Here is a 13,704-nt window from a genome sequence, read left to right on the forward strand (position 1 = left end):
TCTGCGTCTTTTATTATATCTAAAAACTAGTTTTACCCACACTTACTATTCCCGCAATTCTTGCAGGTCAAGCAACCTTCCTGATAAACCACTTGGTCAGAACCACAACTTGAACATTTTCCAGTGGCTTCAGTTCCATCGGCGATGTAGCGTTTTAAAGCACGTGCAACTCCGGCTTTCCAGTTGTTAATCGATTCAGAATCGAGTTCTAAACGGTTGATTAATTCCACCGCATTTTCAATCGGCATTCCGTGTCTTAAAGTTCCGGAAATCAATTTTGCATAATTCCAGAATTCTGGTTTGAACTTGTGCGATAATCCTTCAATCGTCGTTTTATAACCTCGCTGATTTTTAAACTGAAAATCATAACGGGATTTTCCATTCTCGTCCTGGTTTTTAATAATCACGCCATCATTCACCCAACGTGGAACGGAAATCCCTTCTTCATCATCGGCCAATCCCGTAAAAATCTCATAAGGTTTGCCTTCAATTAAACCAACAAAAGCAATCCATTTTTCTTTATTATTTTGAAAACGAACAACATCGGCTTCTAAAATGTGCGGTCTTTTCGTTGGGAAAACCGACGTAATCATTTCTGCTTTTTCCTCTTTTTTATCGTCTGCAGAAATTAAAACTCCGGACCGTGAACCGTCGCGATAAACCGTCACGCCTTTGCAACCCACTTCCCACGCTTTGATGTAGAGTTGATTCACCAATTCTTCCGTCGCATCATTCGGAACATTGATGGTCACCGAAATCGAGTGATCCACCCATTTTTGAATCGAACCCTGCATTTCTACTTTGCTCAACCAGTCCACATCATTGGAAGTTGCTTTGTAATAAGGCGATTGCTCAATAATTTTATTTAATTCTTCCTGAGAATAATTTTTATCGGTGTCGATTCCATTGACTTCCATCCATTCTTTAAAACGGTGATGGAAAACCAAATACTCTTCCCAGGAATCACCAACTTCATCTACAAAATCCACGCGGATATCCTGATCATTTGGGTTTACTTTTCTGCGTCTTTTATAAACCGGCATGAACACAGGTTCAATTCCAGACGAGGTTTGCGACATTAAAGAAGTACTTCCAGTTGGCGCAATCGTCAATAATGCGATATTTCTACGTCCGTATTTTTTTAAATCTTCGTATAATTCCGGATCGGATTCTTTCATTCTTAAAATGAAAGGGTTTTTCGCTTCTCTCTTAGCATCATAAATTGCAAACGCTCCTCTTTCTTTCGCCATTTCAACCGACGATCGATATGCCGCCAAAGCCAAAGTTTTATGAACCAAAGTTGAAAATGCATTTCCTTCTTTACTTCCATATTGAATTCCTAAGGCAGCCAACATATCGCCTTCCGCCGTAATTCCAACACCGGTTCTTCGCCCTTCAATTGTTTTGTGACGGATTTTTGTCCAAAGATTTTTCTCGGTCGCTTTGATTTCATCACCTTCCGGATCGGATTCAATTTTAAGAAAAATCGCATCAATTTTTTCAATTTCCAGATCGATAATATCATCCATCATTCTTTGAGCATAACCAACATGCTCTTTGAATAATTCAAAATTAAACTTCGCTTCTTTCGTAAACGAATTTTCAACATAAGAGAAAAGATTCACGGCCAACAATCGGCAAGAATCATACGGACACAAAGGAATTTCGCCACACGGATTTGTGGAGACCGTTTCGTAGCCAAGATCGGCATAACAATCCGGCAAAGATTCATTAATAATGGTATCCCAGAAAAGAATTCCCGGTTCCGCAGATTTCCAGGCGTTATGAATAATTTTATCCCAAAGATCAGTCGCTTTTATTTCCTTCTGAAACTTCGGATTTTGACTGTGAATCGGATATTTCTGAATATAATTTTCTTTATCAACAACGGCTTTCATAAACTCATCATCGATTCTTACGGAAATATTGGCTCCAGTAATTTTTCCCTGCTCCAATTTCGCATCTACGAAATCTTCAGAATCCGGATGATTTACGGACACAGAGAGCATCAAAGCACCGCGTCTTCCATCTTGCGCAACTTCACGCGTCGAGTTGGAATATCTTTCCATAAACGGAACCAAACCAGTTGAAGTCAAAGCCGAATTTTTGACCGCAGAACCTTTCGGACGAATGTGTGACAAGTCGTGACCAACTCCACCACGGCGTTTCATTAACTGAACCTGCTCTTCGTCAATCTTCATAATACTTCCGTAAGAATCACTCTGAGTTCCGCTACCGATTACAAAACAATTTGAAAGCGAAGCAATCTGAAAATTATTCCCAATTCCCGTCATCGGACTTCCTTGTGGAATAATATATTTGAATTTTTTGATGAGATCAAAGATCTTTTCTTCCGAAAGAGCATTTGGATATTTCGCTTCAACTCTGGCAATTTCCGAAGCAATCCGGTGATGCATATCATCTGGATTTTGTTCGTAAATATTACCTTCTGAATCTTTTAAGGCATATTTACTCACCCAAACTTTGGCTGCTAAATCGTCACCTTCGAAATATTGTAAAGAAGATTGAATTGCTTCATCGTACGTATAAGTTTTTATTTTTTTTGCTAAGGCAGTTGCTTCCATAATTATTTTTTTGACGAAATAAATATACATAACTATCTTTTAATAAAAAATTGTTTACAAATAATTTACCTTAAATCAATGATTACCAGATTAATAAATATATTATAAATGTGAAAAGTTTACAGAAAATAAAATTTTACTATGATTAATATCATAATTATTTAAAAATTTATTTCTTTGTAGTTTAATTGGAATTGAATTTGAAAACCCTTTCAGCCTTGTGAAGGCTGAAAGGGTTGATTACATATTTTCAAAAAAACATCTTCGTATTTCTTTAAGATAAAATCTTTAGAAAATCGAGAAGAGATAGAATTTTTGATGGCTTCAGAATCGTGATTATCTTGCAGAATCCGCAATATGTTACCAGCGAATTCCTCATGATTTTCAATATTAGAAATCTCCCCATTTATTCCAGGCTGAATAATTTCAGTAATTCCGCCCAGACAATTATTTGCCAGAGAATAAGTTCCGCACGCTCCGGCTTCCAACAAAACATTTGGAAAACCTTCGTAACGTGAAGAAAGAATAAATAAATCTGCAAATTTTAAAAACTGATATGGATTTTTTTGCTGTCCGTGGAAGATGACATTTTCTAATCCCAAATCTTTTTTCATTTGATGAAGCAATTCTTGATCTCGGCCAGCTCCTAAAATATGAAGCAGAATCTTTTCATTTTTTAAATGAGAGAAAACTTTAAGCAAATTATCGAAACCCTTTCTGGAAGATAGGTTTCCGATAGCGACGATATTTTTGAAATCATCTTTGAAAGATTCCCCCTTTTCTGAATTAGCCAATCTTTCATTAATAAATTCAAAATCGACCGGATTATTAATCTTAACCAATTTCTCTTTTTTAATTTTAAAATTCTCAATCAGATCATTTTGCATGTCATCGCTCTGACAAATAATCTTGTCGTAGTTATTGTAGAACTTATAAAAAAATCGAATTTCCTTTCGGGTAACGTGTTGAGAAACAACATTAGTTTCACGCGCTATGAATTTTATCTTCGGAAAGAATTTAATAAATAAAGCCAGATACGCATTAACTTCACCAAATCCACTGAAAACGATATCAGGTTTTCTTTTGCGAATTTCTTTTAAAATCGGTATTAAAGAGTGGCGAATTCTGGGAGTTTTTAAATCCATGATTGCAACATCATTTTTTAGAAATTCCAGATATCCACCTTCCTTACGCAGAAGCATGATTTTAGGTTCGAATTTTTCGCGTGGCAAATGATTGGCAATTGTTGTTACGATTCGTTCTGCCCCGCCAGTTTCTAAATCTGGAAGGATAAATAGGATAGAGATTTTTTTCATGCTTTTCTTAAGAAAACTTTGTCAAAGATTGCAACTTTGACAAAGTGAATCTCAAATTTACAACAATTCGGGAAAGTCTTGTGAATGGTTATTGAGAATATGATTGATAATAAATTGGTTGCCTTTTTGGTCAAAGAATATATACCAAGAAGTTTGATTGTTGGCTTTATAGTGAAGAAATTTCTTGCCGTACTGTAGGAATTTTTTCGTAGAATTTCTAGAAATTGGATATGCTATATTTCCTTCTATGAAATCATAAATTTTGTCGATATAAACATCGACATCTTCTACAAAACTAAAATATTTTTGTTGATAAAGAACCTTTGCAAGATCATCTAATTCAGAAATAAAAAGCGGTGAATAAATTATTTCCCCCACCATTCTCTCACTTTTTCTTTTGACTGTTTTCTTGCATCTTCAGAATTCAGACCCTTAGCAAACCTTTCATCAAAATCATCTTTAACCGCATATTCGGATTGGGTATCAGAAACTACCGAAGATGGTTCTTCTTCAGCCATCGTTTCCATATGAGCTGTAATATTTTCCATGAGTTCGTCGGAGGTCATTCCTGCAGCAAACTGTTCATCAAAATCATCTTTAATACTAGTTTCAGAATTGATATCCGAAATTAATGACGATGATTCGATACCACTTTTTAGATCCACTATTTTTTGCAGGATTTCTAAATCAAAAGTATTTTCGATCCATTCAATTAAATCATTTTTAGTGTCTATCATTGAATTTTCCATGACTTACTGTTTAATTTGCAACGTCTGAAATAAATTTAATTCTGAGCATTCTTACTTCTTCATCGCTTAAATCGTCTCCGAATTCACCCAAAAGAACTTTCATACTGTCGCTTTCACTTCCTTTCATAAAATCCATAAACTCTTCAACTACATCTTCATCAAAATTTTCATCGACGTAGTAGTTGATATTAAGTTTTGTTCCCTGATAAACAATGCGTTCCATTTCTTTCAACAGATCATCCATGGAAAGATTTTTTGCTTTTGCAATATCTTCCAGATCAATTTTCTTATCGGTGCTTTGAATGATAAATACTTTGTGCGAAGATTTATTGGCGACCTGTTTCAAAACCATATCCTGAGTTCTTTCGATCTCATTTTCCAGCACATATTTCTTGATAAAATCTGCAAAATCTTTTCCAAATTTCTTGGCTTTTCCTTCTCCTACTCCATAAATTTTCCCAATTTCTTCAATGCTCGTCGGATATTGAACGGTCATGTCTTCTAAACTCGGATCCATGAAAACCGTGTAAGGCGGGATCCCATTTTTCTTGGCGACTGTTTTCCGCAGTTCTTTTAAATGTCCAAATAAAATTTGATCTAAACCGCCACTTTGTTGAACCTGAACCTGATCAGAATCGGCTTTTGTTTGGGCCAAATCATATTCACGGTCTTCTGCGATCAGGAAAGGACTTTTATCTTTTCCTGCTATTACTTTGAGACCTTTATCCGTCAATTTTAAAACACCATATGTTTCAATATCTTTCTGTAAAAAATTTTGAACTGTTGCCTGTCTGATGATCGTTTTCCAATAATTTTCGGATTCATTTTTACCTATCGCAAAATGCTTTGTCGACTCTAATTTATAAGATTTGGTCACCGAATTCTCTTTCCCAACCAAAACAGAAATTAAATCTTTGGTCCGGAATTTCTCCTCCAGTTCTTTGACCAAAGTCAACACCAATTTCAACTCTTTAGTTGCATCTTTGAGTTTGGGCGGATTGACAGAATTGTCGCACATCATCGCGCCATCACCATGAATTGGATCAAACTGTTCCCCGAAGTAATTCAAAATATACTGTCGGCGACTCATCGATGTTTCGGCATATCCAACGACTTCATTTAGTAACTGAAGTCCAATTTCGCGTTCTGAAACTGGTTTTTGAGCTAAAAATTTTTCTAACTTCTCAATATCTTTAGGATCGTAAAATGCTAAACAAATTCCTTCGCCACCATCTCTTCCGGCACGACCGGTTTCCTGATAATAACTTTCCAAAGATTTCGGAATATCATAGTGAATGACAAAACGAACATCTGGTTTATCGATCCCCATTCCGAATGCGATTGTCGCTACGATGATATCGGCATCTTCCATCAAAAACCGATCCTGATTCGTAACCCGAGTTTTTTGGTCTAAGCCTGCGTGATAAGGAAGTGCATTAATTCCATTAACTTGAAGAAGCTGTGCAAACTCCTCTACTTTCCGGCGACTCAGACAATATACAATTCCTGATTTTCCGTGATGACCATTCACGAATTTTACGATTTCTTTATCGATATTTACTTTTGGACGAACTTCATAATAAAGATTTGGCCGGTTAAAACTTTCTTTAAAAACCAGAGCGTTGCTCATTCCCAAAGTTTTCTGAATATCATCTTGAACTTTTGGAGTTGCAGTCGCAGTTAGAGCAATTACCGCAACATCTGCGATCTTATCGATAATGGTTTTTAAATTTCGGTATTCCGGTCGAAAATCATGACCCCATTCGGAAATACAGTGCGCTTCATCGATCGCTACGAAAGAGATCTTAACGTCGCGAAGAAACTCCATATATTCCTCTTTGATGAGAGATTCCGGCGCAACATATAATAATTTTGTTTTACCTGCTTTAATATCGTCGAAGACCTGTTTTGTCTGGGTTTTATTGAGAGAAGAATTCAGTACGTGCGCAACACCTTCATTTGAAGAAAGCCCGTTTACTGCATCGACCTGATTTTTCATGAGTGCAATTAAAGGCGAAACTACAATTGCAGTTCCTTCAGAAATAAGCGCGGGAAGTTGATAACACAAAGATTTTCCGCCGCCTGTCGGCATTAGAACAAAGATATCTTTGCCTTCAAGCAAATTTTTTATAATTTCTTCCTGTTGACCTTTAAATGTTGAGAAGCCGAAATATTTTTTAAGTTCTTTCGATAAATCGGCGTTTTTTGTATTCATTGGATATTTTCACTTTTATAGCTACAGATTCGGCGCCGGTAAAACCAATTGCGATACAATTATTTTGGTCTTTGGCGCAACATCTAAATTTGTTTGTTAAATTTGCATTTACCCAAAGTTAAAGAATAATTATCGAAAACAAGAAAATAGATTTTTAATTTTGAACTCTTTAATTAAAAGAGTGTTGTACTTTATAACCAATTATTGACCTGTAAATCACAAAAATGACTCATCCCGAAATCCTTCAGATCGCTAAGACAGCCATTAGTATAGAAATTTCAGAACTTGAAAGCCTCAAAAACCGTTTAGACGAAAATTTTCTAAAAGCAGTAGAAGTCATTAATTCTGCCAAAGGAAAACTGATCGTTGTCGGAATTGGGAAATCTGCTCATGTTGGGAATAAAATTGTTGCTACCTTGAATTCAACGGGAACTCCATCGCAATTCCTGCACGCTTCTGAAGCTCTTCATGGAGATTTGGGCGTGATCCAGAAAACCGATGTAGTACTTTGTATTTCAAATTCAGGAAATTCACCGGAGATCGTGAGTCTTCTGCCTTTTCTAAAAGATTATTCTTCTGCATTAATCGGAATGACAGGAAATTTAAATTCAAAACTGGCGGAATTTTCCTCAGTTATTTTAGACAGTTCTGTGGAAAAAGAAGCATGTCCCATTAAATTAGCGCCAACGAGTTCAACTACGGTTCAAATGGCTTTAGGAGATGCTTTAGCGGTTTGTTTAATGGAAATGAATAATTTTAAAGAAAATGATTTTGCTAAATTTCATCCGGGTGGAAGTTTAGGAAAAAACCTTACTGCAAAAGTAGAGCAGTTTCTGTCTTCTCAAAAACCGCAGGTCTCGGAAAATGCGAACATTAGAGAAATTATTATTTCAATCAGCAGTTCATCCCACGGAATTACGGTGGTGACGGAAAATGAGCAGATCATTGGCGTGATAACCGATGGTGATCTGCGAAGAATGTTGATGAGTGATCAAGATGTTTCACAAATTTCCGCAAAAGATATCATGAGCAAAAATCCCAAAAGTGTTGACAAAAATGCCTTGGCAAAAGAAGCGATGGCGATTTTGAAAGATAAAAATATCGGTCAGCTGATCGTGACCGAAAACGATAAATATTTCGGAATCATCGATATTCACCGTTTGTTAGACGAAGGAATTAATTAAAATAAAATCTCATCTAACTTTCCCATCGTATATCAATAAAAACAGGGCGATATTATCATTATAAACTTATAATTAAGTAATTTCGCATCTTCAAAACTTAAAAATAAAATTCGTGAGCGAGGCAAAAGAAATGTCCTTTTGGGGACACATTGGGGAATTGAGAGGTCACTTAACCCGCTCAGTTATTGCCATTATTATTGGCGGAATTATTATCGGATTCAATGTAAACTGGATCATGGACAATGTTTTTTTCGGCCCCACAAGAAATGATTTCTTCACTTTTCGGGTGGTCAATCATTATTCCCGCGAACTTCTTGGTCATGACAGCATTACTTTACCCGGACATTTTGCAGTACAGCAGAAAAAGCTATTTCAGCAATTCAATGTGATGATGGCGGTTTCCGTTTTTGGCGGAATGGTTCTGGCTTTTCCTTATATTATCTGGGAATTATGGCGTTTTATTTCTCCAGCGCTTCATCCAAAAGAAAGAAAAAATTCTGTTTTCGTTATCAATTTCGTCTGGATCCTTTTTATGCTGGGAATTCTGTGTGGATATTTCCTCATTTTACCTTTCGCCATTAATTTTGGTTTGCTTTTCAAAATTTCAGATTCGATCGTACAACTATTCGATCTGAGTGATTATACGACGTTATTTATGCAGGTCGTTTTAGGAATGGGTGTCGTTTTCCTTTTCCCTGTGATTGTTTATTTCTTGACGATGATCGGTATATTAACGCCGCAATTCATGAGAACTTATCGTCGTCACGCTATTGTTTTAATTCTTGTTGTAGCGGCGATCATTACTCCTGCCGATGTTTTGAGTATGATCATGGCAGCTTTACCGCTTCTTTTATTGTATGAATTCAGTATTCTGATGAGTGCTTATACCTTCAAAAAAGTGCAGCAAAGAAAACTGGAAGATGCCATCTAAATAATATTCATCATTCTGTTTATTCTTTTGCATTAAAGTTGTTAATCGTTTATTCTAAGACAATATTCTGTTTAAAATTTAAATCAAATTTGCTTGAATTTTAAAGTAAACAGACAGCGAATTCGTCTTTAGTAAAATGGCACTTAATTTTAGCGTTATAAATTTAAAGAAAACCATGATTATAATACTGCTGATCATCGTTGCATTTTTTGCAGTGATAATCCTTTTCATGCAACATCCAACATTTGGAAAAGCACCGTCGGGAAAACGTTTGGAAAGAATTCTAAAATCTCCACATTATAAAAAAGACCAATTCGATAACATTAATTTCACGCCACCGCTTGCAGAAGATGCCTCGATGCCAAAAATAATGTTCCGTTTTCTTTTTGGTTCAAAAAAAAATTTGAGTCCAAAAAATGCATTTAATTTTTCGAAAACCGATCTGAAGAATTTAGATCCCGATGAAAATGTATATGTCTGGATGGGTCATTCTTCTTATTATCTTCAAATTGATGGTAAGAAAATTCTTGTAGATCCGGTTTTTAGTGGAAATGCATCACCCGTTTCCTTTACTACAAAAGCTTTTCCAGGAGCTGATCTGTATTCTGCAGATGATATTCCAGAGTTGGATTATTTAATAATCACGCATGATCATTGGGATCATCTCGATTATAAAACGGTGAAAGAATTAAATCCCAAAGTAAAAACGGTCATTACAGGGTTGGGAACCGGCGAACATTTGGAATACTGGAATTACGATCCAAAAAAAATCATTGAACTGGATTGGGGCGAAAATTTCGATTTAGGAAATGGATTTAAAATTCATGCAGAAACAGCGAGACACTTTTCGGGACGGACTTTTAAACGAAATCAGGCGATCTGGGCAAGCTTTGTTTTCGAAACACCAGATAAAAAAATCTACATCGGTGGTGATTCGGGGTTTGACGATCACTTCGAAAAAATAGGTAATAAATATGGCGGTTTTGACTTGGCAATTCTCGAAAACGGCCAATATAACAAAGACTGGCGATACATTCATATGATGCCGGAAGAATTTCTTGTGGCAGCAAAAAATCTGAAAGCCAGGCGGATCATTCCCGTTCATAATTCAAAATTTATACTTGCATTGCATCCCTGGGAAGAACCACTGCAAAAAATTTCGGCGCTGAACGAAAGTGAAAATCTGCGATTAATTACTCCGAAAATCGGAGAAAAAGTAGATTGGGAAAATGACCAAAAAGTGTACGATAAATGGTGGGATTTATATCAATAATATCGGTGATCAATTGTAAAATTTTATTCGTATTGTAAAAATTGGTAATTTCTTGGTTTTAAAACATTAAATTTAGAGTTGCAAATTCAATTGATTTTTCCAACTTAAACTTCACAAAATGTTAAAAAAATTACAGATCGCAAACGGTTTTTTCCTCATTTTCACGATTATATTCAATTATTTGAGCAACACGGGAATATTTAATGGTAAAACTATTGCGAATGTTTCCGATCAATACCACAATTTATTTACGCCCGCAGGTTATGCCTTTTCAATTTGGGGCGTTATTTACTTACTCTTAATCGGATTTGTTTATTATACGGGCAGAAGTTTGTTCAACCCTTCCAAAAATGAAGCTGACGGTTTTGTAAAAAAAATCGGATGGTGGTTTGTCGTTTCCTGTCTTGCAAATTGTGCGTGGATTTTAACATGGTTATATGGTTACACAGGATTATCGGTAATTGTTCTGTCGATCGCTTTTATTTCTCTTTTAATCATATTAATGGAAGCTTTAAAGTACAATTCTACTATCGCACAAAAATGGTTCATCAACTTTCCATTTCAAATTTATGCAGGTTGGGTCAGTGTGGCCTTGATCGCCGCTGTTGCTGCCTGGTTAACCAAAATAAAATGGTCTGCATTCGAAATTTCTGAGGAAAAATGGACCATCGTAATGATTGTTATCGCGACCATCATTCACGTAGTAATGATCTTCAAAAAGAATGCTCCAATTTTCGCTTTGGTCGCAGTTTGGGCTTTAATAGCAATAGCTGTTGCAAACAAAGAAGTAAGCCAGTATATTTATATTGCAGCTTTGATTGCGGCGGGATTTATTTTTATAAGCAGTTGCCTGAAAATATATCAGGACCGATCCGCCGTAAAAATTTAATAAAAGAAACTCAGTAGTAACATAAAGATTTCCCGCAATGGAGATCTTTTTTATTTTCTTAAATTTACAATCATTAAAAATAAAGCATGAAAAACGCATATATTATCGACGGAACTCGTTCTGCGATCGGAAATTTTAAAGGAAGTTTGGCACCCGTAAGAACTGATGATCTGATGGCTTCAGTTCTAAAAAGTCTTATTGAAAAAAATCCAGATTTACCTTTAGATAAAATTGATGATGTTATTATTGGTTGTGCGAACCAAGCTGGTGAAGATAACCGTAATGTGGCAAGAATGGCTTTGCTTCTGGCTGGAATTCCAATCAATGTTCCGGGCGAAACAGTGAACAGATTGTGTGCTTCCGGAATGAGTTCGATCGTTCAGGCAATGCGCGCGATCAGATCTGGTGAAGGAGATTTATTTATTTCAGGCGGTGTTGAAGGAATGTCGAGAGCGCCTTATGTTCTTTCAAAATCAGAATCAGCATTTGGAACAGATTCTAAAATGTTTGATTCCAGTTTCGGATGGCGTTTTGTAAATCCTGCGATGGAGAAAATGTACGGAATTGATGCGATGGGAAAAACCGCTGAAAATCTTGCCGAACTTTATAAAATCTCACGCGAACAACAGGATGAATTTGCTTTGAATTCTCAAATAAAAGCGACGAAAGCGCAGGAAAGCGGACGATTGGCAGAAGAGATTTCTGACATTAAAATTCCACAAAGAAAAGGTGATGCGATCGTTATTAACAAAGATGAGTTTATCAAGCCAACCTCTACTTTAGAAATTTTAGGAAAACTGCGACCGGCTTTCATGAAAGAAAATGGAACGGTTACTGCTGGAAATGCTTCGGGATTAAATGACGGTGCCGCTGCAGTAATTATCGCTTCAGATGATGCGGTGAAAAATTATAATTTAAAACCTTTGGCAAAAATCGTAAGTTCTGCCGTAGTTGGTGTCGAACCCAGAATTATGGGAATCGGTCCGGTTGAAGCAACGAAACTTGCTTTAAAAAGAGCAAACTTAACTTTGGATCAGATCGATATCATCGAATTGAATGAAGCGTTTGCAGCACAAAGTATTGCGTGTTTAAAAGAATTAGGAATTGCTAATAATGATGCACGAGTTAATGTAAACGGTGGCGCAATTTCTTTAGGTCATCCGCTCGGAATGAGCGGAACCAGGATTACTTATTCTGCAGCTTTAGAACTTCAAAAAACTGGTAAAAAATATGCTTTGGCTACGATGTGTATCGGTGTTGGACAAGGTTATGCGATTATTTTGGAAAATGTAAATATCTAAATATTATCATCTTTATTTTAGAACCCTTTCAGCCTTTAAAAGGCTGAAAGGGTTTTTACTTTTTACCGCAAAAACTTTTTTTTATATCGTTAAGAAGAAAACTTACATTTAATTTTAGCCCCGATTGAAGCGGCATCCTTTTGCGAAACGAAGTGGAGCAAAAGATAAAGCGGAAAGCGGGTACTGTTTTTGAACGAAGCGAATATAGTGTTGCTCCTGAATTTAATGCTGTTCAACTTTGGAAGGATCGTCATAATTCACCATCCATTCTATACCGAATTTATCTTTCCACATGCCGAAATAAGCGCCCCAAAAGGTATCTGCTAAAGGCATTGTGACGATTCCACCCTCGGATAAATTATTAAATAAATGCGTTGCTTCTTCGCGGGAATCTGCATTCAAAGAAACTGCGTAATTGTCACCGGTTTTAAAACCAGGAGTTCCCGGGAAAATATCACTGCCAAATAAAATGGTTTCTGCGGAGATTTCTAAACGCACATGCATCACCATCGATTTCTGATCGTCTGACAAAGCCGGAGTTCCTTCCTGTGGCGGCATATCACCAAAAAAATTAATGTCTGCAAACTCTTTCCCAAAAGCATTTTTATAAAAATCAAATGCCTCTTTGCAGTTTCCGTCGAACATCAAATAAGGATTTACTGTTGCCATAATTTTTAGTTTTATATTATTGATTTTTCCAGCTGGTTGAGTAAGTCAAATTGCCATCGTAACTCTTCCAGTTGCCGATGAATTCAATGAATTGATGGTCGATTTTCTCGGTTTTTTTATTCCAGATGAAGGTATAAATAAATTTACCTTTTAAAATTCCAGAATGTTTCCCGGTTCCTTCTTCTGCCAGTTCATATTCACCGAAAACGGTATTTCTTTTTTTGCCGTCTTTGTATTTGTCGATTTTCAGTTTGCCTTCGAACTTGGTATTTGTATTTTCTACCAATGAAAAACCAGAGACGAAATATTCCTGATCATTTTTTTTATTCTGTTCTGAAGTCGTAATTCTAACCTTAATCGGCATTTTTTCGTTGCTGATCGTTCCAAGATAAGGTTGAGAATTATTCATCCAAACACTGGAAATATTGGGCATCTGCGAGAAAGCAAAAGTGCTGATCAGCAAAAATAAAAGAGTTAATTTTTTCATAGTTTGTGTTTTTAATTAAATTTAAGTCGGTAAATGACAATAAAACTAAATACTTTTTGTCGCTCAAAAAATCACAGAAGTATGCCTTAAAAAATTATTAATAGA

At 36.1% G+C, this 13,704-nt stretch carries 12 protein-coding genes; 5 read left to right on the forward strand and 7 right to left on the reverse strand.

The genetic code is table 11. The features are described from left to right. Positions 1-32: 32 nt before the first annotated feature. The 5 genes from IV494_RS05485 to recQ form a co-directional block, all read right to left on the reverse strand. Complete coding sequence (locus IV494_RS05485) at positions 33-2,585, reverse strand: adenosylcobalamin-dependent ribonucleoside-diphosphate reductase (protein ID WP_196079134.1); 2,553 nt, start codon at positions 2,583-2,585, stop codon at positions 33-35. Positions 2,586-2,797: 212 nt separating this feature from the next. Next, the gene (locus IV494_RS05490; RefSeq protein ID WP_196079135.1) at positions 2,798-3,901 is read right to left on the reverse strand and encodes a glycosyltransferase; all 1,104 of its coding nucleotides are present in this window, start codon (positions 3,899-3,901) and stop codon (positions 2,798-2,800) included. 57 nt (positions 3,902-3,958) lie between these two features. Beyond that, positions 3,959-4,282, reverse strand: a complete 324-nt coding sequence (locus tag IV494_RS05495; RefSeq protein WP_196079136.1) for a hypothetical protein — start codon at positions 4,280-4,282, stop codon at positions 3,959-3,961. Continuing rightward, positions 4,267-4,650, reverse strand: coding sequence for a hypothetical protein (locus IV494_RS05500; protein ID WP_196079137.1), 384 nt, complete (start codon positions 4,648-4,650; stop codon positions 4,267-4,269). Before IV494_RS05500 ends, IV494_RS05495 begins: the two co-directional genes overlap by 16 nt. 10 nt (positions 4,651-4,660) lie before the next feature. Next, positions 4,661-6,865: a DNA helicase RecQ gene (gene recQ, locus IV494_RS05505; RefSeq protein ID WP_196079138.1), complete on the reverse strand. Its 2,205-nt coding sequence runs from the start codon at positions 6,863-6,865 to the stop codon at positions 4,661-4,663. A gap of 224 nt (positions 6,866-7,089) precedes the next feature. Between recQ and IV494_RS05510 the strand changes: the two genes are divergently transcribed. The 5 genes from IV494_RS05510 (at position 7,090) to IV494_RS05530 (ending at position 12,443) form a co-directional block, all read left to right on the forward strand. After that, positions 7,090-8,049 (forward strand): KpsF/GutQ family sugar-phosphate isomerase, encoded by a 960-nt coding sequence (locus tag IV494_RS05510; RefSeq protein WP_196079139.1) that lies wholly within the window; start codon positions 7,090-7,092, stop codon positions 8,047-8,049. Between the two features lie 112 nt (positions 8,050-8,161). Then, a complete protein-coding gene (gene tatC / locus IV494_RS05515) occupies positions 8,162-8,980 on the forward strand; it encodes a twin-arginine translocase subunit TatC (protein WP_196079140.1) in 819 nt (272 codons plus the stop codon). Positions 8,981-9,155: 175 nt separating this feature from the next. After that, positions 9,156-10,253 (forward strand): MBL fold metallo-hydrolase, encoded by a 1,098-nt coding sequence (locus tag IV494_RS05520; protein WP_196079141.1) that lies wholly within the window; start codon positions 9,156-9,158, stop codon positions 10,251-10,253. 118 nt (positions 10,254-10,371) lie between these two features. Continuing rightward, on the forward strand, positions 10,372-11,142 hold the full coding sequence (locus IV494_RS05525) for a tryptophan-rich sensory protein (RefSeq protein ID WP_196079142.1): 771 nt from the start codon (positions 10,372-10,374) through the stop codon (positions 11,140-11,142). 86 nt (positions 11,143-11,228) lie between these two features. Next, positions 11,229-12,443: a 3-oxoadipyl-CoA thiolase gene (locus IV494_RS05530; RefSeq protein WP_196079143.1), complete on the forward strand. Its 1,215-nt coding sequence runs from the start codon at positions 11,229-11,231 to the stop codon at positions 12,441-12,443. A 222-nt stretch (positions 12,444-12,665) separates the two neighbouring features. Here IV494_RS05530 and IV494_RS05535 read toward each other — a convergent pair whose 3' ends face one another. Together IV494_RS05535 and IV494_RS05540 are read right to left on the reverse strand one after the other, a co-directional pair. Beyond that, on the reverse strand, positions 12,666-13,112 hold the full coding sequence (locus tag IV494_RS05535; protein WP_196079144.1) for a VOC family protein: 447 nt from the start codon (positions 13,110-13,112) through the stop codon (positions 12,666-12,668). A gap of 16 nt (positions 13,113-13,128) precedes the next feature. Beyond that, on the reverse strand, positions 13,129-13,599 hold the full coding sequence (locus IV494_RS05540) for a hypothetical protein (protein ID WP_196079145.1): 471 nt from the start codon (positions 13,597-13,599) through the stop codon (positions 13,129-13,131). Between the last annotated feature and the right edge of the window lie 105 nt (positions 13,600-13,704).

Origin of the sequence: Kaistella gelatinilytica, assembly GCF_015679325.1 — a bacterium.
Taxonomy (GTDB): Bacteria; Bacteroidota; Bacteroidia; order Flavobacteriales; family Weeksellaceae; genus Kaistella; species Kaistella gelatinilytica.